The organism is Paramagnetospirillum sp. (genome assembly GCF_058402745.1).
Genome location: NZ_JBZVFI010000017.1, coordinates 12,876 through 36,508 on the forward strand (window position 1 = coordinate 12,876; position 23,633 = coordinate 36,508).

Genomic DNA, 23,633 nt, shown 5'->3' on the forward strand with positions numbered 1-23,633 from the left:
GGGCGGCGGTCATGCGAAGGCAAGCCTGAAAGAAGTCGAGGATATGCTACTTCTTGCCCTTCTTGTCCTCGACCTTTTCCGGCTTCTTCTCTTCCTTGCCCAGCGCGATGGGAACGGTGGAGGTCAGCCTGAGGGTGAGCGGGCACATCTCGGTTTCCTCGCCCGCCTTCACGCACTTGACCGGCGGCCAGTCGTAGCCGCTGGTGGGCACGATGGTGAACTGGGTCGCCCCCAGCGTGCAGGAGAACAGCCGTCCGGTCCGGCCGTTGGGCGCCAGCGTGGCGACGCTGACCACCCAATTGTCCACCAGCTCGTCCTTGGCCCCGAAGGTCCGGGCGATGAAGCCGAGCGCCACGTTGGCCGAGGAATAGTTCTCCACCACGAAATTGACCCGGCACTTGGCCGAGCCCGACCCCGCCCACATGGTGGCGATCACCGCCACGGTGCCCAGGCTTTCGCTGGCCTGGGGCGGAGCCACCACGACCTCGCGCGGGCCGGGCAAGGTCGTCCACATGGCGCCCTGGGACTCGCCGCCGCCTTCCTTCTTGCCCCCGGCCGCGACGGCGGGAAAGGCCGCCAGGACCGCGAGAAGAACCGCCAATGCCAGTTTTCCGACCACCGGACCCACTCCTCGTCCTGCCCTTCCGGCGAGGGTAGCACCGCTGCCGGGCATTGCAATGCCCGGCCGAGGGGCCACCTTGGGGAAAGGGCGCCGGCTCGACAACTGGCATGATACATGCTTGTTTCCCTTCGGCACTGTCACAAGGAACGGACATGGGATTGCGGGTCATCGTGGTGGACGACGAGCGGGACCGGGCCGAAATGGTCCGAACCTCGCTGGAGGCCGACGGCTTCACCGTGGTGGCGGTGTTCGCCAGCGGCGCCGGCCTGCCCGCCCGCGTGGCGGAACTGGCCGCCGACGTGATCATCGTCGACATCGATTCCCCCGACCGCGACACCTTGGAAGATATGCGCCGCGTCGGCATCGAGCAGGGCCGGCCGGTGGTGATGTTCGCCCAGGACGGCAAGCCCGAGACCATCAAGGCGGCGGTGGACGCCGGCGTGTCCGCCTATGTGGTCGATGGACTGAAGCCCGACCGGGTCCGCCCGGTCATCGACGTGGCCATCGCCCGTTTCGCCCAGTTCCAGTCCCTGCGGGGGGAACTGGACAAGGCCCGGACCACGCTGGCCGAGCGCAAGCAGATCGAGAAGGCCAAGGGCATCCTGATGAAGCGGCGCAAGGTGGAGGAAGACGAGGCCTACCGCCTGATGCGCCGCATGGCCATGGACCAGAAGCAGCGCCTGATCGACGTGGCCAACAAGATCATCGAGGCCGCCGAGCTGCTCGGCTGATCTGCCGCTTTTCTAGCCGAATGCCCGCCGGCCGGTCATCGGCACCCCCCAACCAGGAAACAGCACCGCAAATGTCTATTTTTTAGACAGTTTTGCGTTTGTGTCTAAAAAATAGGCTTGCACAGCCTGTTGCGCCGCAGCAAAGCACCGGAATCGGTCAATTTCCACTCTGGCACGGCGGTTGCTTATCCATTTCGTGACGGCGGAGCCCCTCAATGGCGAGGTCCCGCCCCACGAGATCACAAACGGCCCATCCGGCGACGATGCCGGCCAGGCCGAACAAGGAACAAAGGCGTTCCACGGAATTGCGCCCCCTTTCATGGGATGGCGTGACGCCGCGGAACGCCTTTTTTGCGTTTTGGCTAACGAAGGACACGACGACCATGACCAGCAACAGCACCACGACCAAGGGTATCTCCCGCCGTTCCGTCCTGGCCTCCGCCGCCGTGCTGGCCGCCGCCCGCGCCGCCCTGCCCGGCGGCGCCTGGGCCGCCGCCGGCGATACCCCGGAGGTCAAGGGCGCCGTGTTCGGCTTCATCGCGCTGACCGATTCCTCGCCGCTGATCATCGCCAAGGAGAAGGGCTTCTTCGCCAAGCACGGCATGCCCGACGTGCAGGTGCTGAAGCAGGCCTCGTGGGGCACCACCCGTGACAACCTGGAGCTGGGCTCGGCCGGCGGCGGCATCGACGGCGCCCACATCCTGACCCCCATGCCCTACCAGATGAGCTCGGGCCGCATCACCAAGAACAACGCCAAGGTGCCCATGAACATCCTGGCGCGCCTCAACACCAACGGCCAGTGCATCTCGGTCTCCAACGCCTACAAGGAGCTGAAGCTGACCACCGAGGCCAAGGCCTTCGGCCCGGCCCTGGCCAAGGGCCGCGCGGCGGGCAAGGAGATCAAGGTGGCCATGACCTTCCCCGGCGGCACCCACGACATGTGGATCCGCTACTGGCTGGCCGCCAACGGCATCGACCCCGACAAGGACGTCTCCACCATCGTGGTGCCGCCGCCCCAGATGGTGGCCAACATGAAGGTGGGCACCATGGAGGCCTTCTGCGTCGGCGAGCCGTGGAACGACCAGCTGGCCCACCAGGGCATCGGCTTCTCGGCGGTGACCACCGGCGAATTGTGGGCCAACCATCCGGAAAAGAGCCTGGCCATGCGCGCCGACTGGGTGGAGAAGAACCCCAAGGCGGCCAAGGCCGTCACCATGGCGGTCATGGAGGCCGCCCAGTGGTGCGAGGCCAACATCGAGGAGATGTGCAAGATCGTCTCCGGCCGCGAATGGTTCAAGGTGCCGGTCGAGGACATCGTGGCGCGCGCCTCGGGCTTCATCAATTACGGCGACGGCCGCCTGGTGGAAAAGAGCCCCCACGTCATGAAGTTCTGGAAGGACTTCGCCTCCTATCCCTTCCAGAGCCACGAGCTGTGGTTCCTGACCGAGAACCAGCGCTGGGGCTACCAGCCCATGGATCTCGACACCAAGGCGCTGATCGCTCAGGTCAACCGCGAGGACATCTGGCGGGCCGCCGCCAAGGATCTGGGCGTTCCGGCGGCGCAGATCCCCACCTCCACCTCGCGCGGCATCGAGAAGTTCTTCGACGGCAAGACCTTCGACCCCGCCAACCCCACCGCCTACCTGAAGAGCCTCGCCATCAAGCGCGCGGCGGTCTGACCGAGGAGGATGACATGACCATGGCAACCAATCCCGTCGGCGTGACCCCCGACACCACCAAGGCGACCGCCTACAAGCCCGTCGTCCCGGTCAGCGCCGCCGCCAGGAAGGCCAAGGAGGTGGCCGGCCGCGTCCTGCCGCCCATGATCGGGCTGGCGGTGGTTCTGGGCGTCTGGCAACTGGCCTGTTCCGGCCCCAACGCCATGCTGCCCGGTCCGGTCAAGGTGGTGCAGGACACCTGGGGCCTGATCGTCGATCCGTTCTTCGATCGCGGCGGCGTGGACAAGGGCCTGTTCTGGCATCTGTTCGCCTCGCTGAAGCGCGTCGCGGTGGGCTTCGCCCTGTCCTCCCTGGCCGGCATCTTCCTCGGCGTGCTGATCGGCCAGAGCACCATGGCCTACCGGGCGCTGGACCCCATCTTCCAGGTGCTGCGCACCGTGCCGCCGCTGGCCTGGCTGCCCATCTCGCTGGCCGCCTTCCGCCAGGCCGACCCGTCCGCCATCTTCGTGATCTTCATCACCTCGGTGTGGCCGATCATCCTCAACACCGCCGTCGGCGTGCGCAACATCCCCCAGGATTACCGCAACGTCGCCGCCGTGCTGCGCCTGTCGCCCATCGAGTTCTTCTTCAAGATCGTCATCCCCGCCACCGTGCCCTACATCTTCACCGGCCTGAAGATCGGCATCGGCCTCTCGTGGCTGGCCATCGTGGCGGCCGAGATGCTGATCGGCGGCGTGGGCATCGGCTTCTTCATCTGGGACGCCTGGAACAGCTCGCTGATGAGCGAGATCATCCTGGCCCTGATCTATGTCGGCCTGGTGGGCTTCATGCTGGACCGCATGATCACCTTCATCGGCCAGAAATTCTCGAGCTAGAAAGGACCCCCGTCATGAGCGCCTATCTCTCCATCGAGAACGTCGGCATCACCTTCAAGACCGACAAGGGATCGTTCTGCGCCCTGGACGACGTCAAGCTCCGCATCGAGAAGGGCGAGTTCATTTCGGTGATCGGCCATTCCGGCTGCGGCAAGTCCACCCTGCTCAACATCGTCGCCGGTCTGCTCCAGGCCACCGAGGGGGGCGTGCTGCTGGAAGGCCGCGAGGTGGACTCCCCCGGCCCCGACCGCGCCGTGGTGTTCCAGAACCACTCGCTGCTGCCCTGGCTCACGGTCTACGACAACGTGCGCATGGCGGTGGACAAGGTGCTGGGCAGCACCAAGACCAAGGCCGAGCGCCACGACTGGACCATGCACAATCTGTCGCTGGTGCGCATGGACCAGGCCAAGGACAAGAAGCCGGGCGAGATCTCGGGCGGCATGAAGCAGCGCGTCGGCATCGCCCGCGCCCTGGCCATGGAGCCCAAGGTCCTGCTGCTGGACGAGCCGTTCGGGGCGCTGGACGCGCTGACCCGCGCCCACCTGCAGGACAGCTTGATGGAAATCCACAACCGCCTGGGCAACACGGTGATCATGATCACCCACGACGTGGACGAATCCGTGCTGCTGTCCGACCGCATCGTGATGATGAACAACGGCCCGGCCGCCACCATCGGCCAGATTCTCGACATCGACCTGGAGCGTCCGCGCCGCCGCGTCGATCTGGCCGCCGACCCCCATTACAACCACCTGCGGGCCGAGGTGCTGCGCTTCCTCCATGGCCACGCCCCGGCCAGCCACGCGGCATAGTCTAGTTTTTGAACACCTCTTTTTTGTAAGCCTATTTCTTAGGCACACCTGCCGGCAAAACCCCGCCGATCCGCCGTTCCGGCCTTGGCATGGGGTGTGCAAGTCAGCAGGCGAGTTTGCAGGACACGGCTCGGGGCCTCAATGGCGAGGCTCCAAGCCCGAAAACGAAACCCCGGGATCGCGACGAAGCGGCCGATGGGGCTGGAGGAACAAAGGCGTTCCACGGAATTCGACGCTGCCCCTCGGGGCCGGCGCCGGAGATTCCGCGGAACGCCTTTTTGTTTGGCCGAGGGATCAAAGTCATGAACCTGGAAAAGACCCGCCTGAAGTTCGGTATCGTGCCCCTGATCGACGCGGCCCCCCTGGTGGTCGCCAAGGAGCGCGGCTTCTTCGCCGAGATGGGCCTGGACGTGGAGCTGTCGCGGGAGTCCTCGTGGGCCTCCATCCGCGACAAGGTGGCGGTGGGCGCGCTGGACGGCGCCCAGATGCTGGCTCCCATGCCGCTGGCCATGAGCCTGGGGCTTTCTCCGCTCCGGGTGCCCATGGCCGCCGGCATGGCGCTCAATCTCGGCGGCAACACCATCACGCTGGGCAACGCCCTTTGGGAGCGCATGCAGGCGGCCGATCCCGAAGCCATGGCCGCCCGCCCGGTCTCGGCCCGCGCCCTGAAGCGGGTGATCGAGGCCGACAGGGCCCGCGGCCGGCCGCCCATGACCTTCGCCACCGTCTATCCCTATTCCCCCCACGCCGCCGAGCTGCGCCTGTGGATGGAAGCGGCCGGCATCGACACCCAGAAGGACGTCGCCTTCACCGTGGTGCCGCCGCCCCAGATGATCTCGTTCCTGTCGGCGGGCAACATCGTCGGCTATTGCGTCGGCGAGCCCTGGGGCAGCCTGGCGGCACGCATGAATCTGGGCCGCATCGCCGCCACCAGCCGCGACATTTTCGCCGGCCGGCTGGAAAAGGTCTTCGCCGTCACGCAAGGATGGGCGGAGCGCCATCCCGAAACCCATCTGGCGGCGCTGCAGGCCCTGATCAACGCCGCCCGCTGGTGTGACGACAACCGGCCGGAACTGGCGGAGCTGCTGGCCCAGCCGCAATACGTCAACGCCCCGCTCGAAGCCTTGCGGGCGCCGCTGCTGGGCGAGAACGGCCTGCCCCGGGACCTGATCACCTTCCACGCCTTCGCCGCCAACTTCCCCTGGCGCTCCCAGGCCATGTGGTACCTGGAGATGATGAAGCGCTGGGACATGGCCCCCGCCACCCTGGATTCGCGCTCGGCCGCCGAATCCGTGTTCCGCCCCGACCTCTACCGGGTGGCGGCCCTGGCCCAGGGCCTGGCCGTCCCGCTCACCGACTACAAGACCGAGGGCGGCCACGCCGTTCCCTGGACCCTGTCGAAATCCACCCGCCCCATGGAGATGGGTCCCGACCTGCTGCTGGGCGGCGGCACCTTCGACCCCTTCACCTCCCGCGTCACCGCTCCGGCCCCCGCCGCGAAGACCGAATCAGGAGACCTCACATGAACGCTGTTCCCCGCCAGAAGCTGGTCGTCATCGGCAACGGCATGGCCGGCATGCGCACCGTGGAGGAGCTGCTGGCCATCGCGCCCGCCCGCTACGACATCACGGTGTTCGGCGCCGAGCCCCACCCCAATTACAACCGCATCATGCTGTCCTCGGTGCTGGCCGGCGAGAAGCAGGTGGACGACATCGTCATCAACCCGCGCGCCTGGTACGCCGAGAACGGCATCACCCTTCACACCGGCGATCCGGTGGTCGCCATCGACCGCGCCGCCAGGACGGTGAGTTCGGCCAACGGCGTGGTGGTGTCCTATGACAGGCTGCTGCTGGCCACCGGCTCCAAGCCGCTGATGCCGCCGCTGCCCGGCCTGGATCTGCCTGGCGTGGTCGCCTTCCGCGACATCGCCGACGTGGACAAGATGCTCGCCGCCGCCGAAGCGAAGCAGCGCGCCGTGGTGATCGGCGGCGGTCTGTTGGGCCTGGAAGCCGCCTGGGGCCTGAAGCGGCGCGGCATGCCCGTCGCCCTGGTCCACCTGATGCCCACCCTGATGGAGCGCCAGCTGGACGTGGAGGCCGGTGGCCTGCTGCAGAAGGACCTGACCGAGCGCGGCCTGCACTTCTTCACCTCGGGCCAGACCGAGGAGATCATGGGCGCCGAGGACGGCCGCGCCCGGGGAGTCAAGCTCACCGACGGCCGCGAGATTCCCGCCGATCTGGTGGTGGTCGCCATCGGCATCCGTCCCAACGTGGATCTGGCCAAGGCCGCCGGACTGGACATCAACCGCGGCATCGAGGTCGGCGACGACATGGCCACCTCGGACCCCGCCATCTATTCGGTGGGCGAATGCGTCGAGCACCGGGGCCAGATCTTCGGTCTGGTCGCCCCCATCTGGGAGCAGGCCAAGGTCTGCGCCTCGCGCCTGGCCGGCCGCGACGAGCTCAATTACGAGACACCGCCCCTGTCCACCCGGCTCAAGATCACCGGCATCGACGTGTTCTCGGCCGGCCAGCTGGCCGCCCAGGATGAGGCCGACGAGGAGCTGGTCTACCGCGACTCCGCCAAGGGCATTTACAAGAAGCTGGTCATCCGCGCCGACCGCGTGGTGGGCGCCGTGATGTACGGCGACGTGGCCGACGGCTCGTGGTACTTCCAGCTGATGCGCGAAAAGGCCGACGTGGCCGCCATCCGCGACCGCATGATCTTCGGCCAGGCCTATGCCGACACCTCCTGCAAGGGCCACGGGGGCGGCGTCAACGTCGCCGCCATGAGCGACGACACCCAGGTCTGCGGCTGCAACGGCGTCTCCAAGGGCGCCATCGTCAAGGCCATCACCGAGAAGGGGTTGACCAGCCTCGACGAGGTCAAGGCCCACACCAAGGCCTCGGCTTCGTGCGGCCAGTGCGCCTCGGTGGTCCAGGCCATTCTCTCCCACGTCACCGGCGAGGTGGTGGAGGCCAAGGCCGCCGGCATGTGCGGCTGCACCGACCTCTCCCACGACGAGGTCAGGAAGGCCATCCTCGCCCAGGGCCTCAAGACCCAGGACGCGGTGCGCTCGGCGCTGGGCTGGCGCCACGCCGACGGCTGCGCCAAGTGCCGCCCGGCGCTCAACTACTACCTGCTGTGCGCCTGGCCGGCCGAATACGTGGACGACTACCAGAGCCGCTTCATCAACGAGCGCGTCCACGCCAACATCCAGAAGGACGGCACCTATTCGGTGGTGCCGCGCATGTGGGGCGGCCTCACCACCCCCGACGAGCTGCGCGCCATCGCCGACGTGGCCGACAAGTACGAGATTCCCACCGTCAAGGTCACCGGCGGCCAGCGCATCGACCTGCTGGGCGTCAGGAAGGAAGACCTGCCCGGCGTGTGGGCCGATCTGGGCAAGGCCGGGCTGATCTCCGGCCACGCCTATTCCAAGGGCCTGCGCACGGTGAAGACCTGCGTCGGCTCGGAATGGTGCCGCTTCGGCACCCAGGATTCCACCGGCCTCGGCGTCAGGCTGGAGAAGCTGATGTGGGGCTCGTGGACGCCGCACAAGGTCAAGCTGGCGGTGTCGGGCTGCCCGCGCAACTGCGCCGAGGCCACCATCAAGGACATCGGCGTGGTCTGCGTCGAGGCGGGCTATGACATCTCGGTGGGCGGCAACGGCGGCATCGAGCTGCGCGGCACCGACCATCTGGTCCGCGTCGCCACCGAGGAGGAGGTGCTCGAATATTCCGGCGCCTTCATGCAGATCTACCGCGAGGAAGCCCGCTACCTGGAGCGCACCGCGCCGTGGGTCGAGCGGGTCGGCATGGATTACGTCAGGAAGCGGGTGGTGGACGACGCCGAAGGCCGCCGCGCCGCCTTCGCCCGCTTCGTCTTCTCGCAGAAATACGCGCAGGTGGACCCCTGGGCCGAACGGGCCTCGGGCGCGGTGGACACGCACGAATTCAAATCCCTGGCAGAGGTGGGCTGAGACCATGCAGGACTGGATCAAGATCGGACGCGTCGAGGACATCCCCAGGCTGGGCGCCCGCACCGTCCATACCGCCAAGGGCGACATCGCGGTGTTCCGCACCCGGGACGACGAGATTTTCGCCCTTCACAACCGCTGTCCCCACAAGGGTGGCCCGCTGTCGGAAGGCATCGTCACCGGTCGTGTGGTGGTGTGTCCGCTGCACTCCTGGACCATCGACCTGGAAACCGGCGAGGCCACCGCCCCCGACGAGGGCTGCACCCGCCCGGTGGAATCCAAGGTGGCCGACGGCCAGGTCTGGCTGAAGCTCGAAATCGCGAAAAAGGTGGCCCATGGCTAGGTGGAGCAACATGTCATCCTGAGGCGCAGCCGAAGGACCTTTCAGGCAACCGACGCTTCGGCTGAAAGATGCTTCGCTGCCGCTCAGCATGACAGGCGCGCGACATGAGCCGGAACGATTGAAACGAGGACACCATGGATACAATCCGCACCACCTGTCCCTATTGCGGCGTCGGCTGCGGCGTCATCGCCGCCCGCCTGGACGAATCCGCCGAATGGGTGGTGCGGGGCGATCCCGAGCATCCGGCCAATCTGGGCCGCCTGTGCGTCAAGGGCTCGGCCCTGGCCGAGACCATCGGCCTCTCTGGCCGCCTGCTCCATCCCATGATCGGGGCGGAACAGGTGGCGTGGAAGCCGGCACTGGATCTGGTGGCGGAGAAATTCTCCGCCGCCATCGCCGAACACGGCCCCGATTCCGTGGCCTTCTACGTCTCGGGCCAGTTGCTGACCGAGGATTACTACGCCGCCAACAAGCTGATGAAGGGCTTCATCGGTTCGGCCAACATCGACACCAATTCAAGGCTGTGCATGTCGTCCACCGTGGCCGGCCATGTGCGCGCCTTCGGCTCCGACACCGTGCCCGGCTGCTACGAAGACCTGGACCTGGCCGATCTGGTGGTGCTGGTCGGCTCCAACGCCGCCTGGTGCCATCCCGTCATCTTCCAGCGCATCCTGGCCGCCAAGACAAGGCGCCCCGACATGCGCATCGTGGTGGTCGATCCGCGCCGCACCGCCACCGCCGAATGCGCCGATTTGCATCTGGCCATCCGCCCGGGCTCCGACGCCATCCTGTTCAACGCCCTGCTCGCCCACCTGAAGGGCGAGGAGACCGATGTGGACGTGGGCGTGCCCCTGGAACGGATCGTCCAGTTCTTCTCGTGGTTCGCCGACACCGAGAAGACCGTCACCGTCTGGTCCCAGGGCATCAACCAGTCGTCCTCGGGCACCGACAAGGTGGATGCCATCATCAACTGCCACCTGCAGACGGGCCGTATCGGGCGGCCCGGCATGGGGCCGTTCTCGCTCACCGGCCAGCCCAACGCCATGGGCGGGCGCGAGGTGGGCGGGCTGGCCAACATGCTGGCCGCCCATATGGGCTTCGACGAGGCCAGCGTGGACCGGGTCGGCCGCTTCTGGAACGCGGCGCGCATGGCCACCCAGCCGGGGCTCAAGGCGGTGGACCTGTTCCGCGCCGTGGCCGAGGGCAGGATCAAGGCCCTGTGGGTCATGGCCACCAACCCGGCGGTCAGCCTGCCCGAGGCGGATCTCGTGCGCGCCGCCATGCAGGCCTGCCCCTTCGTGGTGGTCTCGGAATGCGAGGCCGACACCGATACGGCCCGCTTCGCCCATGTGCGCCTGCCGGCGCTGGCCTGGGGCGAGAAGGAGGGCACCGTCACCAATTCCGAGCGCCGCATCTCGCGCCAGCGTCCCTTCCTGGCCGCGCCGGGCGAGGCCCGGGGGGATTGGTGGATCATTGCCCAGGTGGCAAGCCGCATGGGCTTTGGCGAGGCCTTCGCCTGGGCCGATACGGGCGCCATCTTCGACGAGTTCTGCCGCCTGACCGCCTTCGAGAACGACGGCGCCCGCGACCTGGACCTGACGGGTCTGGTGGGGACCGATTACGATGCCATGGAGCCCATCCAGTGGCCGGTGAAGGCCACCGGCAAGGGCACGGCGCGCCTGTTCGCCGACGGCCGCTTCTACCACCCCGACGGCAAGGCCCGCATGCTCGACATCACGCCGCGCCCGCCGGCCCGCACCACCGACGAGGCCTTTCCCCTGGTCCTCAACACCGGACGCATGCGCGACCAGTGGCACACCATGACGCGCACCGGCCGCTCGCCCCGGCTGGCCGCCCACGCCCCCGAACCGGTGCTGCTGGTCAACCCCAAGGACGCCATCCGCTTCAACCTCGCCGATGGCGGACTGGCCAAGGTTTCGGGATCGCGGTCCAGCGTGGTCCTGCGCGTCGCCATCGACTCGGGCCAGCGCCCGGGCGAGGTCTTCGCCCCCATCCACTGGAACGACCGCACCGCCTCGGGCGCGGTGGTGGGCGGCCTGATCGACGCCGCCACCGACCCCGTCTCGGGCCAGCCGGAACTGAAGCAGGCTCCGGTGATGGTCGAGCCGGTGGCCGCCGCCTGGCACGGCGTGCTGCTGTCGCGCGACCCGGTGGAGCTGCCCCGGTCGTTCTACTGGGCCAAGGCGGCGGGCGAGGCCCATTCCATCTGGCGGCTGGCCGGCGAAGGCGGCGAGGACTGGCCCGCCACCGCCAGGCAATGGCTGGGCGGGGACGGCGAATGGATCGAGTTCCTCGACCCCAATCGCGGCCATTACCGGGGGGCGCGGCTGGTGGGCGGCCGCCTGGATGCGGTGCTGTTCGTCTTTCCCTGGGCCACCGACTTCTCGCCCGACTGGGTGGCGGCCGCCTTCGGCCGCGCCGCCATCGCCGGCGACGAGCGCGCCACCCTGGTGGCCGGGGCGCCGCCCGGCGGCGACCGGGGCCGCGACAAGACGGTGTGCGCCTGTTTCAACGTCGGCCTCACGGCCATCCGTGCCGCCATCCGCGACCACCGCCTGTCCAGTCCGGCGGAAATCGGCGCCATGCTGAAGGCGGGCACCAATTGCGGCTCGTGCATCCCGGAACTGCGGGCGATCCTGGCCGAAGCGGCGCCCAAGGTGGCGTAGGCCGTTCATGGCGTCATGGCCGTGCTTGACACGGCCATCCACGTGGCGCGGCATGGATGCCCGGATCAAGTCCAGGCATGACGAAGGAAAGCGTGGGGACGCTATTTCTCGAAGACGGCCCAGCCCTTGTCGCCCTTGACGAAGCGGCCCGAGGCCTTTTCCGTCTTCTCGCCCAGCGGGCCGTTGACGGTCATCTCGAAGTCGCAGGCGAAGCCTGGATTGCCCTTGGCCTCGGCGCAGGCCAGCTTCTTGAAGCCCTTGACCTTGGTGGACAGGTCCTTGCCGATCAGCTTGCCGACACCGCCCAGCTGTTCGTTCATGCCGCCGAAGGTCTGTTCGACGGCGGCCTTCATGTCGGCCTCGGAGGGCTCGCCGCTGCAGGCGGCCAGCAGGCCGCAGGCGGCGGAAACGGCAAGCAGCGACCGGGCGAGAGTGAAACGGGACATGTGACCTCCTCCATCCATGTTCCCATCGGGTATAGCGGCGCCCGACCCCGGCGGCAAGGTGGCGGCTGGTCGAGGAGGGGTATTTCGTGGTATTGCCCCGTCGCCCGATAATCCATGCAGCCGGAGCCATGACCATTCGAGCGAAAGACGCCGCGTTGCTGGCCGGATTGGTGACCCTGGCCGCCCTGCTGCATCTGTGGCTGGCCGGCACCACCCTGCTGTCCGGGGACGAGGCCTATTACTGGCTGTGGTCGCGGGATCTGCAGCTGTCCTATTACGACCACCCGGCCATGATGGCCTGGTGGATGGCCGCCACCACCGCCCTGTTCGGCGAATCGGAAGCGGCCATCCGCCTGCCCGCCGCCCTCGCCGTGGCGGCCGTCACCCTGCTGGTCTTCGACATCGCCCGCCTGGCCTTCCGGGACATCCGCGCCGGCTGGTGGGCGGTGATCTTGCTGAATGCCACCATCCTGTTCGCCGCCGCCGGGGTGATCGTCACCCCGGATTCGCCGCTGCTGGTGTTCTGGTCGCTGGCGCTGTGGGCCATGCTCCGCCTGCTGGACGGAGGGGGGGCACGGTGGCTCTACGTCCTGGGCCTCTCGCTCGGCCTGGGCTTCACCTCCAAGTACACCATGGTGCTGATCGCGCCGGGCATCCTGGCGGTCTTCGCCCTGTTCCCCGATGCCAGGCGCTGGTGGAAGAGCCCGCATTTCTGGGCGGCCATCGTCCTGGCCCTGGCCTGCACCCTGCCGGTGCTGGTGTGGAACGCCCAACACGATTGGGTGTCCATCAGGAAGCAATTGTCCCATTCCTTCGACGTGCCGGTGAGCAATCCGCTGAAAAGCCTCACCACCTTCCTCGGCACCCAGTTGGGCACGGTGACGCCGCTGATCTTCGTCTTCATGCTGTGGGGCATGGGCTGGGCGCTGTGGGCCGGCTGGCGGCAGCGTCGGCCCGGCTGGTTCCTGCTGGGCGCCACCTCGGCGCCGCTGCTGGCCTTCTTCGTCAACCACAGCCTGGGCGGGCTGGTGCAGCCCCACTGGCCCGGCCCCGCCTATCTGGGCGCCACCATCGCCACCTCGGGCGCCTGGGTGGCGCTGGGGCCGTCCTGGCGCAAGAGCCTGCGTTGGGCCTGGTTGGCGGCGGTGGGGCTGGGCGGCCTGCTGGTCGCGGCAACCTACCTCCAGATGGCCACGGCGCGCCTTCCCATCCCCATCAAGTCCGACCCCATGAGCCGCCTGGGCGGCTGGGACGATCTGGCCCGCGCCGTGGAGACCGAGCGGGCCAGACACCCCGACGCCTTCATCTTCGCCACCAAGCACGAAGTGGCCGGGCTGATGACCTATTACCTGCGGGACCATCCCATCGTCTTCCTGACCGGTTCGGCTGGCTTTCCCCGAATTCCTTCGTATGATGCGCGGGACGTGGCGACCCTTCCCGGCCGGGACGGGCTGTTCGTGGTCAAGGACGGGTTCTACGCCTTGCAGGACATCGGCCCGTCGTTCAAGACGCTCTCCTTGCTGACCACCGTGGAGAGGCGCTGGGGGAGCAAGGTGGTCGATCGGTATGAAATCTGGCTGGCCGAGGGCTATACCTCGGGCACCTTCGAGGGCAAGTGAGGCGGGCGTGAACGTCGACAGGATGCGGCAGATCGATTTCTGGGCGGGGGTCCCCCTCGCCTTCCTGATGACGCTCTACTGGCGGATCCGCTGCTTCTTCGCCCCGCCCACCCCCAAAGCGGGCAAGAACATCCTGTTCATCGAACTGTCCGAGATGGGCAGCGCGGTCATCGCCGACGCGGCCCTGAAGCGGGCGCAGGCGCTGTTTCCCGACGCCCGGATCTACTTCCTGATCTTCGCCAAGAACCGCCCCAGCCTGGACATCATGGGCACCATCGCGCGGGAAAACATGCTGACCATCCGCGCCGACAGCCTGTGGACGCTGGCCACCGACACCCTGGCCATGATCCGCACCATGCGTTCGCTGGACCTGATGGCGGCCATCGACATGGAGATGTTCTCGCGCTTCTCGGCGCTGCTGACCTTCCTGTCGGGCGCGCCCAAGCGGGTGGGCTTCCACCGCTTCCACACCGAGGGACTGTATCGCGGCGAGCTGCTGACCCACCGGGTGCCCTACAATCCCCACCAGCACGTGGCCAAGTGCTTCATGGCCCAGGTCCACGCCCTGAGCGAGCCGGACGGCACCACCCCCCACGGCAAGGCCCATTTCACCGACGAGGACATCCGCCTCGCCCCGGTGACGCCATCCGCCGAAACGCTGGAATCCTTCAAGGCCCGGCTGTTCGAGGCCTATCCGGTGCTGAGGACCGCCCGGCGCTGGGTGATCCTCAACCCCAATGCCAGCGAGCTGATGCCGCTCAGGCGCTGGCCCTACGACCGCTACAAGGAGGTGGCCCGCCGGCTGCTGGCCGAGCATGACGACCTGGCCATCGTCATCACCGGCGTGGCCTCGGAAAAGGCCGAGGCCGAGACCCTGGTGGCGGCGGCGGGTTCGGAGCGTATCTGCAATCTGGCCGGCTTCACCCGCATGGAGGACCTGATCCCCCTCTACGCCCTGTCGGCGGTGATGGTCACCAACGATTCCGGGCCGGCCCACTTCGCCGCCCCCGTCGGTCTGCCCACCATCGTGCTGTTCGGCCCCGAGACGCCCGCCCTGTACGGCGCGCTCAACGACCGGGCCGAGTTCATCACCGCCCGGCTGGCCTGCTCGCCCTGCGTCTCGGCCATGAACCACCGCAGCACCGCCTGCACCGATCCCGCCTGCATGCGCGCCATCCCGGTGGAGCAGGTGCTGGACGCCGTCAAGCGCCTGCTGGGATGATGCTGATCGGCCATCGCGGACTGGCCGGCCTCGCCCCCGAGAACACCCTGTCATCGTTCCGCGCCGCCGCCCGCCATGGTCTCCCCATGGTCGAATTCGACGTGCGGCTGTCCCGGGACGGCGTGCCGCTGGCCTTCCACGACGACACCCTGGAGCGCACCACCGACGGAACCGGCCCGGTGGCCGGGCGCGACTGGGCGGAGATCGCCCGGCTGGACGCCGGATCGTGGTTCGCCCCCGCCTTCGCGGCGGAGCGGGTTCCCAGCCTGGAACAGGCGCTGCGCCTGTGCCTGGACCTGGGACTGCTGGTCAACCTGGAGATCAAGCCCGACCGGGGCCGCGAGACGGAGACCGCCGAAGCGGCCCTGGCCCTGGCGCTGCGCCTGTGGCCCGGTGATGTCCCGCCACCGCTGATCTCCAGCTTCGAAATCCCCTGCCTGGAAGCTTCGCGCCGGGTCGCGCCCCCTTGGCCGCGCGCCCTTCTGCTGGAAAGCCTGCCCCCCGACTGGCGCGAGCGGGCGCAGCCTCTCGCCGCCGCCCTGCATCTGGATCACCACGGCCTGACGGCGGAGCAGGTCGCCCAGGTCGCGGCGGAGGGAGTGGCGGTGCGGGCCTACACCGTCAATGACCCGGCGCGGGCGCGGCAGCTGGGCCAATGGGGCGTCACCGCCGTGTTCAGCGACATCCCTCATTCGTCATGAGTTCGTAACGTCACTGTGGCGCATGACGACAAAGGGTTATATATGTGCCGTCATCGGCAGGCCTGGGAGAGCCCGCCGTCGCCATGCGAGGAGTTACCCCTGACGTGAAAGCGCTCGATCCTATCCTGATTTCCGGCCGCGAGGTCCTGCCCCTGGTCGAGGGCGGCAAGGGGATCAACGTCTCCAACGGCGAAAGCTCGGGCGCCTGGGCGGCCGCCGGCGGCGTCGCCACCTTCTCCGGGGTCAACGCCGATCTCTACGACGAGAACGGCAATCGCATCGACATGGTCTATCACGGCAAGACCAGGACCGAGAAACATCACGAACTGATCGCCTACGGCATCCGGGGCGGCATCGCCCAGGCCCGCATCGCCCACGACCTGGCCGGCGGCAATGGCCGCATCCACATGAACGTGCTGTGGGAGATGGGCGGCGCCGAGCACATTCTCGAAGGCGTGCTGGACGGGGCCAAGGGCCTGATCCACGGCGTCACCTGCGGCGCCGGCATGCCCTACCGCGTGGCCGAGATCGCGGCGCGCTACAACGTCTACTACTACCCCATCGTCTCGTCGGCCCGCGCTTTCCGCGCCCTGTGGAAGCGCGCCTACCACAAGTACGGCCAGCTGCTGGGCGGCGTGGTCTACGAGGATCCCTGGCTGGCGGGCGGCCATAACGGCCTGTCCAATTCCGAGGACCCCAGGAAGCCCGAGCCCCCCTATGGCCGCGTCGCCGAGTTGCGCAGGACCATGGTGGAATGCGGCCTTCCCAACACGCCGATCTTCATGGCCGGCGGCGTCTGGTGGCTGAAGGAGTGGGAGGACTGGATCGGCAATCCCGAACTGGGCCCCATCGCCTTCCAGTACGGCACCCGTCCGCTGCTGACCCAGGAGAGCCCCATCTCCGACGCCTGGAAGCAGCGCCTGCTGACGCTCAAGCCCGGCGACGTGCTGCTGCACCATTTCAGCCCCACCGGCTTCTACTCCTCGGCGGTGAAGAACGGCTTCATCAACGAGCTGTGCCAGCGCCTGGACCATCAGATCCCCTATTCCAGCGAATGCGTCGGCGATCACGAGGCCGAGCTGCCCATCGGCGCCCGTAAGCGCATCGTCTGGGTCACCCCCCACGACCGCGACCGGGCGCTGGGCTGGATGGCCGAGGGCTTCACCGAGGCGCTGCGCACCCCCGATTCCACCCTGGTCTTCGTCACCCCCGACAAGGCCGAGGAGATCCGCATCGATCAGGTCAACTGCATGGGCTGCCTGTCCCAGTGCATGTTCTCCAACTGGGCCCAGAACGAGGCGGCCACCACCGGCAAGAAGGCCGACCCGCGCAGCTTCTGCATTCAGAAGACGCTCCAGAACATCGGCCATGGCGGCGACGTGGAGAACGAGCTGATGTTCGCCGGCCACAACGCCTACCGCTTCGGCTCGGACCCCTTCTACAAGAACGGCTTCATCCCCACGGTGAAGCAACTGGTGGAGCGCATCGCCAGCGGGGAATGAGGCCGGCAAGCGGCCGGGACGGCCGCGCTCCCAAATCCACTCGGAGCGCGGGCATCTTGCCCGCTGTCCCATACTTCCGCCGCATTTCCGGCCCACAAACGAAAACGCCGCCCAAGCCGGGCGGCGTTTTACGTTGGGGCGATGCCGATGGCGCTATTCGTTGACCGCGGCCTTCAGCACGGCGCGGGCTTCGTGTTCGTCGATCTGGTGGACGTCGGAGAGGTGGGTTTCCCAGTTCTCGACGTATTCCTTGACCGCGACGGCCAGGCATTCCCCCACCGTCTGCCCGGTCTCGGCGGCCAGCGCCTCCAGGCGCTGCTTCAGTTCGGGCGAGATGGCAAGCGACAGGGTTTCCATGGTTCGGTCCTCGTTGAACATTTCGATGTCGGCGAACGCTTCCGTTCGCCGACATATAGCCGCCATTGCGGCGGCGGCCAAGCGAGCGGAGGCGAGCGCCCGGCGAGGGGCAAAAGGCGAGTCGCGTCAGCGCCTCGCCGACATGAACGGACTCTACATCCAATGAACGGATGTTGCCAGTTCCGAGCGCCCCCCGCCCCGTGGTAGAAGGCGCCATGGCAGTTCCTCCTTCGCGCCCCAAGGGCGCCGGCAATCCGTTCAAGCTTTCCATCGACCCCGCCGACCGGCTGTTGCCCAGCGGCTCCGGGGGCGAGCCGCCGCCGCGCGAGCCGCCGCAGCCGCCGAAAAGAGCGCGCGAGCCGCGTGAGCCGAGGAAGCCCAAGGCGCCGGGAAAGAGCGGCGGCAATGGCGGCGGCCGGCGGATCTGGCTGCGCCGCCTGCTGATGTGGGGCCTGACCCTGGCCATCTGGGCCGGTATCGGCGTGGCCGGGGTGGTGGCCTATTACGCCATCGACCTGCCCGACATCGACCGCATGACCGCCCAGACAAGGCGGCCCAGCGTGGTGTTCCACTCGGTGGAGGGCGAGACCTTCGCCGCCTATGGCGATCTCTACGGCGAGCCGCTGGAGCTTGCCGAGATGTCGCCCTTCATCGCCCAGGCGGTGCTGGCCACCGAGGACCGGCGCTTCTACAGCCATTGGGGCGTCGATCCCATCGGCCTGGCCCGCGCCCTGTTCGTGAACTTGAGGGCCGGGCACACGGTGCAGGGCGGCTCGACCATCACCCAGCAGCTGGCCAAGAACCTGTTCCTCACCCCCGACCGCACCCTGAAGCGCAAGGTGCAGGAAGTGCTGATGGCCTTCTGGCTGGAAAAGCGCTTCTCCAAGGAGCAGATCCTGGGGCTCTACCTCAACCGGGTCTATCTCGGTTCGGGCACCTTCGGGGTGGACGCCGCCGCCAAGCGCTATTTCGACGTCTCGGCCCGCAAGGTCGACGTGTACCAGGCCGCCGTGCTGGCCGGATTGCTGAAGGCGCCGTCCCGCTATTCGCCCTTGAACGACCCCGAGGCGTCGCGCAAGCGGACCAGCGACGTGCTGGGCCTGATGGTCAAGGCCGGCTATATCGATCCCAAGACCGCCGAGACCGTCCAGATCACCGGCGCCGCCCAGCTGGTCAAGCGCCCCGTTCCCGCCGGCCGCTACTTCGCCGACTGGGTGATGGCCAACCTGGACCAGTTCGGCGAGGTGGCGGGCAAGGACATCGTGGTCCACACCACGCTGGACATCAGCCTGCAGCGCAAGGTGGAGGCCGACCTCAGGGCCATGATGGCCGGAGCCGGGGCCAAGGCCCGCGCCTCCCAGGGCGCCGTGGTGGTGATGAGCCCCGATGGCGCCGTCCGCGCCCTGGCCGGCGGCCGGGATTACGACGACAGCCAGTTCAACCGCGCCACCCAGGGACTGCGCCAGCCCGGCTCGTCGTTCAAGCCCTTCGTCTACCTCACCGCCATGGAGAAGGGGCACACCCCCGACGACGTCTACGAGGACGCCCCCATCAAGCTGGGCAACTGGAGCCCCGGAAACTACACCGGCAAGTATCTCGGCCCCATCGCCCTGCGCCAGGCCCTGGCCGAATCCGTCAACACCATCGCGGTGCGGCTGGTGGAGGAGGTGGGGCCCGCCCGGGTGATCGCCACGGCGCGACGCCTCGGCATCACCGCCGATCTGCGGGGCGACGCCACCCTGGCGCTGGGCACCAGCGAGGTGTCGCTGCTGGAGATGACCACCGCCTACGCGGCCATGGCCAACGGCGGATACGGGGTTGCCGCCTATGGCGTCTCCCACATCACCGACCCCCAGGGCCGCGTGCTCTACCAGCGCCAGGGCGGCGGCTTCGGCCAAGTGGTGTCGCCGGCGGCGCTCGCCCGCATGCACGACATGATGAGCGCCGTCATCACCCAAGGGTCGGGCAAGGCGGCGCGCCTGGACCGCCCGGCGGCCGGCAAGACCGGCACCACCCAGGATTACCGCGACGCCTGGTTCATGGGCTTCACCGCCGATTACGTCACCGGCGTGTGGATGGGCAACGACGATTACCGCATCGAGATGAAGAAGGTCACCGGCGGCGGCCTGCCCGCCCAGTTGTGGAAGCAGGTGATGGTCTCCGCCCATCGCGGCCTGCCCGCCCGGCCGCTGCGCACCCCGGAAATTCCGTCCGAGCCCGCCCCGGCCGAGAGTGTCGGCGACTTCGTGGCCGGCGCCGCCCAGGCGGCCGGCGACGCGGCCAGGGGCATCGGCGGGGCCATCGACGATCTGCTGAAGGGGATTTTCGGGCGCTGACGGCGGGCTCCGCCCACACCCGCAAAGGGCCTGAGGCCCTTTGATCCCCCTGGGTTAAAGGGAATGGGGGCCAGGGACGAATACCAGCCGGTCAATGAATTGACCTGTCATGCTGAGGCGAAGCCCACTGCCGTCCGGTTTACTTCGGCCAGCACTGGTCTCTTGCCTTGCCCAGGCTTGGTTTGAGATGGCTCCACCGGAATGGGGATACGGAAAAAGCCTCTACAACCACCAAGACACCAAGACACCAAGAGGACAGAGCGGATCGCCCCGCCCAACCTCATCGTCATGGCCGGGCATCGTCCCGGCCATCCACGCGGATCCGCTGGAATGCCTTATGAAGCAATAGTCCCTGCGGATGGGCGTGGATGCCCGGAACAAGTCCGGGCACGACGCACCTGAAATGATGGGGTGGACGGCCCCTGCTCACCGGCGTCGCAATGCGCCAAGATGGTGGTTGTCGAGACACACCATTCGAAGGGGGCCGTCCATGGCGGAGAGTATCACGGTTGGTTTGGATCTGGCGAAGCGGGTTTTCCAGGTTCACGGGGTGGATAGTGCAGGAGCCGTGACGCTCCGGCGCCAGTTGCGCCGGTCGGAAGTCATCAAGTTTTTTTCCAGCCTTTCCCGGTGTGTTGTGGGGATGGAGGCGTGCGCCTCCGCTCACTATTGGGGGCGGGCGCTGGTCAAGTTGGGTCACGAGGTGCGTCTGATCGCCGCCTCGCAGGTCAAACCCTATGTCAAACGGGGACGAAAGAATGATGCCGCCGACGCGGCGGCGATCGCCGAAGCGGTGACGCGCCCGCACATGCAATTCGTCCCGATCAAGACCGAAGAGGCGCAGGCGGCGCTGATGCTTCATCGGACCCGCCGTCTGCTGATGACCCAACGCACCATGCTCGCCAACGCCTTGCGGTCGCACTTTGCCGAATACGGCATCGTCGAACCAGAAGGGCAGGCCGGATTGGCGCGGCTGGTGATCCTCGCTCTGGATGCCCCCGACGCAGCCTTGCCCGAGGCCGCCCGCGAGGCGCTGGCGATGGTGGCGGCACACTGGCGCGACACCGACGCCAAGATCGATGCTCTGGACGTCGAAATCCTGAGGTGGCATCGCGGCAACGCCGACAGCCTGCGGATCGCCACCATCCCCGGCATCGGCCCGCTGATCGCCAGCGCCATCGTCGCCACCATGGGCGATCCCAGGCGGTTTAAGACAGGGCGCGACTTTGCCGCCTGGCTTGGACTGGTGCCTTCGCAAAATTCTACCGGCGGCAAGACGATACTGGGGCCGATAACCAAGGCAGGCGATCGCTACCTGCGGTCCCTGCTGGTGGTTGGCGCCACCAGCGCATTGTGGCGCCGCCGCAAGGAGGAGGGAACATGGCTTGCCGCCTTGATGGCGCGCAAGACGGTGCGTCAAGTTTCCATCGCGCTGGCCAACAAGATGGCCCGCATGGCCTGGGCCATCCTGGCCAAGGGCGGCGTCTACAGGGAATCGGCCGCGATGGCGGCATAGACACAGGCACAAGAAACAACCAGTTGCGAGGGCGATGAAAGCGTGATGGCGACCGGTCAATCCAAGGAACGGCAAAACCCTGCAAAGGTCACGGCCGGCAAGGCCTCTGAAATGATTGGGAGCCGTTCCGCGGATCACATCATGGCCAGCGGTCATAGTGCCGCGAAAACAGGCCGGACACATGACTGCACCCGACCGGGGCGTGATCTCGCAAAAATCTCCTTGCAACGCAGGGGCCGTCCACACATGTCCTCTTGGTGTCCTTGGTGTCTTGGTGGTGAAAAAAACCGTCCGCCAGCACCCAGGTAATTGGAGCGGACAGCTGAGGCGAAGCCGAAGCATCTTTCAGGTGCAAACGGCTCCGCCTGTGGCTGAAAGATCCTTCCGCCCTTTGGGCGTCAGGATGACAACTTCAAAGGCCGGCTGGTACAAGTCGTCCCTGGCTGGTGCGGGGCAAAGCCCTGCATTCACCCGCCTATTCCGGCCAGGTCACCACGTGATAGTCCAGGAGGTCGGCCCGCGATTCGGCGATGACCTTGCCGCGCACCGAGATGCCGGCCCGGTGCACCGTCTCGGGATCGCCCGAGACCAGCGGGTGCCACCATTGCAGCACCTTGCCCTCGGACAGCACCCGGTAGGCGCAGGTGGAGGGCAGCCATTTGAGGGTGGGCAGCACCACGGGGGAAAGCTCGACGCAATCGGGCACCGAATCCCAGCGGTTCTTATAGTTCTTGCACCCGCAGGTGTGCAGGTTGAGCAACCGGCAGGCCACGTTGGTGTAGTGGACCTCGCCGGTGTCGGCGTCCTCCAGCTTGTGCAGGCAGCAGCGGCCGCAGCCGTCGCACAAGGATTCCCATTGTGCCCGGGTCATGGCCGACAGGGGCGTGGTCCGCCAGAACGGCGGACCGTCCTGCTCCGGCTTAGCCCCGGTCGTGTTGGCGGATGAACTCGCGGACATTGGGATAGACCTCTTCACGCCAGCGGCGGCCGTTGAAGACGCCATAATGGCCCACCTTGGGCTGCAGGTGGTAGCGCTGCTTCTCGGGCGCCAGATTGACGCACAGATCGTGGGCCGCCTTGGTCTGGCCGATTCCGGTGATGTCGTCCTTCTCGCCCTCGATGGTCATCAGGGCGGTGTGGCGGATGGCGCCGGGATCGACCTTGCGGCCCCTGGACACCATCACGCCGCGCGGCAGATGGTGCTCCTGGAACACCTTGCGGATGGTTTCCAGGTAGTAATCCGCCGGCAGGTCCATCACCGACAGGTATTCGTCGTAGAACTCGCGGTGCTGGGCGGCGGAATCGCCGTCGCCCTTGACCATGTTCTGGAACAGCTTGACGTGCTCGCCCACGTGGCGCTCGAGATTCATGCTCATGAAGCCGTGCAGCTGCAGGAAACCGGGATAGACCTTGCGACCGTGGCCGGGGTAGTTCATGGGCACCGAGTGGATCACCGTGCGCTCGAACCACGAATGCGGCTTGTGGGTGGCGACCTCGTTGACCTTGGTGGGATTGACCCGGGTGTCGATGGGACCGCCCATCATCAGCATGGAGCGCGGCTGGTTGGGGTTGCCCTCGGCCGCCATCAGCGACACGGCGCACAGCATGGGCACCGACGGCTGGCACACCGCCATGACGTGGGTGTCGGGCCCCAGGAATTCCATGAACTCCACCAGCAGGTCGATATAGTCGTCCAGGGTGAAGTCGCCCTTGGCCAGCGGCACGTTGCGGGCGTCGATCCAATCGGTGATGTAGACGTCGTGCTCGTGCAGCATGGTCTCCACCGTGCCGCGCAGCAGGGTGGCGAAGTGGCCCGACATGGGGGCCAGCAGCAGCACCTTGGGGTCGTTGCGCCCTTCGACGACGCGCTTGAAATGCAGCAGATTGCAGAAAGGCGTGTGGTGGACCACCTGCTCGACCACGTTCACCGTCTCGCCGTCCACCGTGGTGGTGTGCAGGTTGAAGGGCGGCTTGGGATAGCGCCGCGTGGTCCGCTCCACCAGTTCCGCCGTCGCCGCCACGGTGCGCCCGAACTTGGTGTAGGCCATGGGCACCCAGGGGTGGCTGTACACCGACTGCATGGCCTCGGCCAGCATGCGCATGGGCGCGAAAGCGTGGTGCTGCATTTCGTGGAGATGATAGAGCATGTCCGTCGATCCCAGGCTGATTGGAACGGTGGCGTGCATTTTTGTTACAGGCGGATGACATT

Annotated in this window: 20 protein-coding genes; 14 read left to right on the forward strand and 6 right to left on the reverse strand. The window is 67.3% G+C overall.

Annotation, left to right across the window (positions count from 1 at the left end):
* Nucleotides 1-46 precede the first annotated feature (46 nt).
* Nucleotides 47-601 (reverse strand): hypothetical protein, encoded by a 555-nt coding sequence (locus ACV4UZ_RS14155; protein ID WP_491601449.1) that lies wholly within the window; start codon nt 599-601, stop codon nt 47-49.
* Nucleotides 602-774: 173 nt separating this feature from the next.
* On the opposite strand from ACV4UZ_RS14155, the gene ACV4UZ_RS14160 reads away from it, so the two are divergent.
* A complete protein-coding gene (locus ACV4UZ_RS14160; RefSeq protein WP_491601448.1) occupies nt 775-1,353 on the forward strand; it encodes an ANTAR domain-containing response regulator in 579 nt (192 codons plus the stop codon).
* A gap of 157 nt (nt 1,354-1,510) precedes the next feature.
* Here the strand turns inward: ACV4UZ_RS14160 and ACV4UZ_RS14165 are convergent, their stop codons facing one another.
* Nucleotides 1,511-1,762, reverse strand: a complete 252-nt coding sequence (locus ACV4UZ_RS14165) for a hypothetical protein (RefSeq protein ID WP_491601447.1) — start codon at nt 1,760-1,762, stop codon at nt 1,511-1,513.
* Between ACV4UZ_RS14165 and ACV4UZ_RS14170 the strand changes: the two genes are divergently transcribed.
* The 7 genes from ACV4UZ_RS14170 (at nt 1,737) to ACV4UZ_RS14200 (ending at nt 11,725) form a co-directional block, all read left to right on the forward strand.
* The gene (locus tag ACV4UZ_RS14170; protein ID WP_491601446.1) at nt 1,737-3,032 is read left to right on the forward strand and encodes a CmpA/NrtA family ABC transporter substrate-binding protein; all 1,296 of its coding nucleotides are present in this window, start codon (nt 1,737-1,739) and stop codon (nt 3,030-3,032) included. The two genes, ACV4UZ_RS14165 and ACV4UZ_RS14170, sit on opposite strands and share 26 nt — an antisense overlap.
* A 14-nt stretch (nt 3,033-3,046) precedes the next feature.
* Nucleotides 3,047-3,907 (forward strand): nitrate ABC transporter permease, encoded by an 861-nt coding sequence (ntrB, locus tag ACV4UZ_RS14175; protein WP_491601445.1) that lies wholly within the window; start codon nt 3,047-3,049, stop codon nt 3,905-3,907.
* A 14-nt stretch (nt 3,908-3,921) separates the two neighbouring features.
* The gene (locus ACV4UZ_RS14180; protein WP_491601444.1) at nt 3,922-4,716 is read left to right on the forward strand and encodes an ABC transporter ATP-binding protein; all 795 of its coding nucleotides are present in this window, start codon (nt 3,922-3,924) and stop codon (nt 4,714-4,716) included.
* Nucleotides 4,717-5,018: 302 nt separating this feature from the next.
* On the forward strand, nt 5,019-6,242 hold the full coding sequence (locus tag ACV4UZ_RS14185; RefSeq protein WP_491601443.1) for a CmpA/NrtA family ABC transporter substrate-binding protein: 1,224 nt from the start codon (nt 5,019-5,021) through the stop codon (nt 6,240-6,242).
* Entirely contained in the window at nt 6,239-8,698 is a 2,460-nt protein-coding gene (nirB, locus tag ACV4UZ_RS14190; RefSeq protein WP_491601452.1) for a nitrite reductase large subunit NirB, read from the forward strand. The genes ACV4UZ_RS14185 and nirB overlap by 4 nt, the downstream gene beginning before the upstream one ends.
* A 4-nt stretch (nt 8,699-8,702) precedes the next feature.
* The gene (gene nirD / locus ACV4UZ_RS14195) at nt 8,703-9,038 is read left to right on the forward strand and encodes a nitrite reductase small subunit NirD (RefSeq protein WP_491601453.1); all 336 of its coding nucleotides are present in this window, start codon (nt 8,703-8,705) and stop codon (nt 9,036-9,038) included.
* A 134-nt stretch (nt 9,039-9,172) separates the two neighbouring features.
* On the forward strand, nt 9,173-11,725 hold the full coding sequence (locus ACV4UZ_RS14200; protein WP_491601454.1) for a molybdopterin-dependent oxidoreductase: 2,553 nt from the start codon (nt 9,173-9,175) through the stop codon (nt 11,723-11,725).
* Between the two features lie 101 nt (nt 11,726-11,826).
* Here ACV4UZ_RS14200 and ACV4UZ_RS14205 read toward each other — a convergent pair whose 3' ends face one another.
* A complete protein-coding gene (locus ACV4UZ_RS14205) occupies nt 11,827-12,171 on the reverse strand; it encodes a hypothetical protein (RefSeq protein WP_491601455.1) in 345 nt (114 codons plus the stop codon).
* A 128-nt stretch (nt 12,172-12,299) separates the two neighbouring features.
* Here ACV4UZ_RS14205 and ACV4UZ_RS14210 point away from each other — a divergent pair, with 128 nt between their 5' ends.
* The 4 genes from ACV4UZ_RS14210 to ACV4UZ_RS14225 all read left to right on the forward strand — a co-directional run bounded on the left by ACV4UZ_RS14210 (nt 12,300) and on the right by ACV4UZ_RS14225 (nt 17,215).
* Nucleotides 12,300-13,790 (forward strand): ArnT family glycosyltransferase, encoded by a 1,491-nt coding sequence (locus ACV4UZ_RS14210; protein ID WP_491601456.1) that lies wholly within the window; start codon nt 12,300-12,302, stop codon nt 13,788-13,790.
* A 7-nt stretch (nt 13,791-13,797) separates the two neighbouring features.
* A complete protein-coding gene (locus tag ACV4UZ_RS14215; RefSeq protein ID WP_491601457.1) occupies nt 13,798-15,012 on the forward strand; it encodes a glycosyltransferase family 9 protein in 1,215 nt (404 codons plus the stop codon).
* Nucleotides 15,009-15,713: a glycerophosphodiester phosphodiesterase gene (gene ugpQ / locus ACV4UZ_RS14220; RefSeq protein WP_491601458.1), complete on the forward strand. Its 705-nt coding sequence runs from the start codon at nt 15,009-15,011 to the stop codon at nt 15,711-15,713. Before ACV4UZ_RS14215 ends, ugpQ begins: the two co-directional genes overlap by 4 nt.
* 104 nt (nt 15,714-15,817) lie before the next feature.
* Nucleotides 15,818-17,215, forward strand: coding sequence for an NAD(P)H-dependent flavin oxidoreductase (locus ACV4UZ_RS14225; RefSeq protein ID WP_491601459.1), 1,398 nt, complete (start codon nt 15,818-15,820; stop codon nt 17,213-17,215).
* Nucleotides 17,216-17,368: 153 nt separating this feature from the next.
* On the opposite strand, the gene ACV4UZ_RS14230 is transcribed toward ACV4UZ_RS14225, so the two are convergent.
* Nucleotides 17,369-17,572 carry a ribbon-helix-helix protein, CopG family gene (locus tag ACV4UZ_RS14230; protein ID WP_068428219.1) on the reverse strand — a complete coding sequence of 68 codons (204 nt, stop codon included), beginning with the start codon at nt 17,570-17,572 and terminating at the stop codon, nt 17,369-17,371.
* Between the two features lie 215 nt (nt 17,573-17,787).
* On the opposite strand from ACV4UZ_RS14230, the gene ACV4UZ_RS14235 reads away from it, so the two are divergent.
* On the forward strand, nt 17,788-19,908 hold the full coding sequence (locus tag ACV4UZ_RS14235) for a transglycosylase domain-containing protein (protein ID WP_491601460.1): 2,121 nt from the start codon (nt 17,788-17,790) through the stop codon (nt 19,906-19,908).
* Between the two features lie 490 nt (nt 19,909-20,398).
* On the forward strand, nt 20,399-21,424 hold the full coding sequence (locus tag ACV4UZ_RS14240) for an IS110 family RNA-guided transposase (protein ID WP_491601461.1): 1,026 nt from the start codon (nt 20,399-20,401) through the stop codon (nt 21,422-21,424).
* Nucleotides 21,425-21,899: 475 nt separating this feature from the next.
* Here ACV4UZ_RS14240 and ACV4UZ_RS14245 read toward each other — a convergent pair whose 3' ends face one another.
* Together ACV4UZ_RS14245 and ACV4UZ_RS14250 are read right to left on the reverse strand one after the other, a co-directional pair.
* The gene (locus ACV4UZ_RS14245) at nt 21,900-22,382 is read right to left on the reverse strand and encodes a YcgN family cysteine cluster protein (RefSeq protein WP_491601462.1); all 483 of its coding nucleotides are present in this window, start codon (nt 22,380-22,382) and stop codon (nt 21,900-21,902) included.
* On the reverse strand, nt 22,345-23,571 hold the full coding sequence (locus tag ACV4UZ_RS14250; RefSeq protein ID WP_491601463.1) for a polyhydroxyalkanoate depolymerase: 1,227 nt from the start codon (nt 23,569-23,571) through the stop codon (nt 22,345-22,347). The genes ACV4UZ_RS14245 and ACV4UZ_RS14250 overlap by 38 nt, the downstream gene beginning before the upstream one ends.
* Nucleotides 23,572-23,633 lie beyond the last annotated feature (62 nt).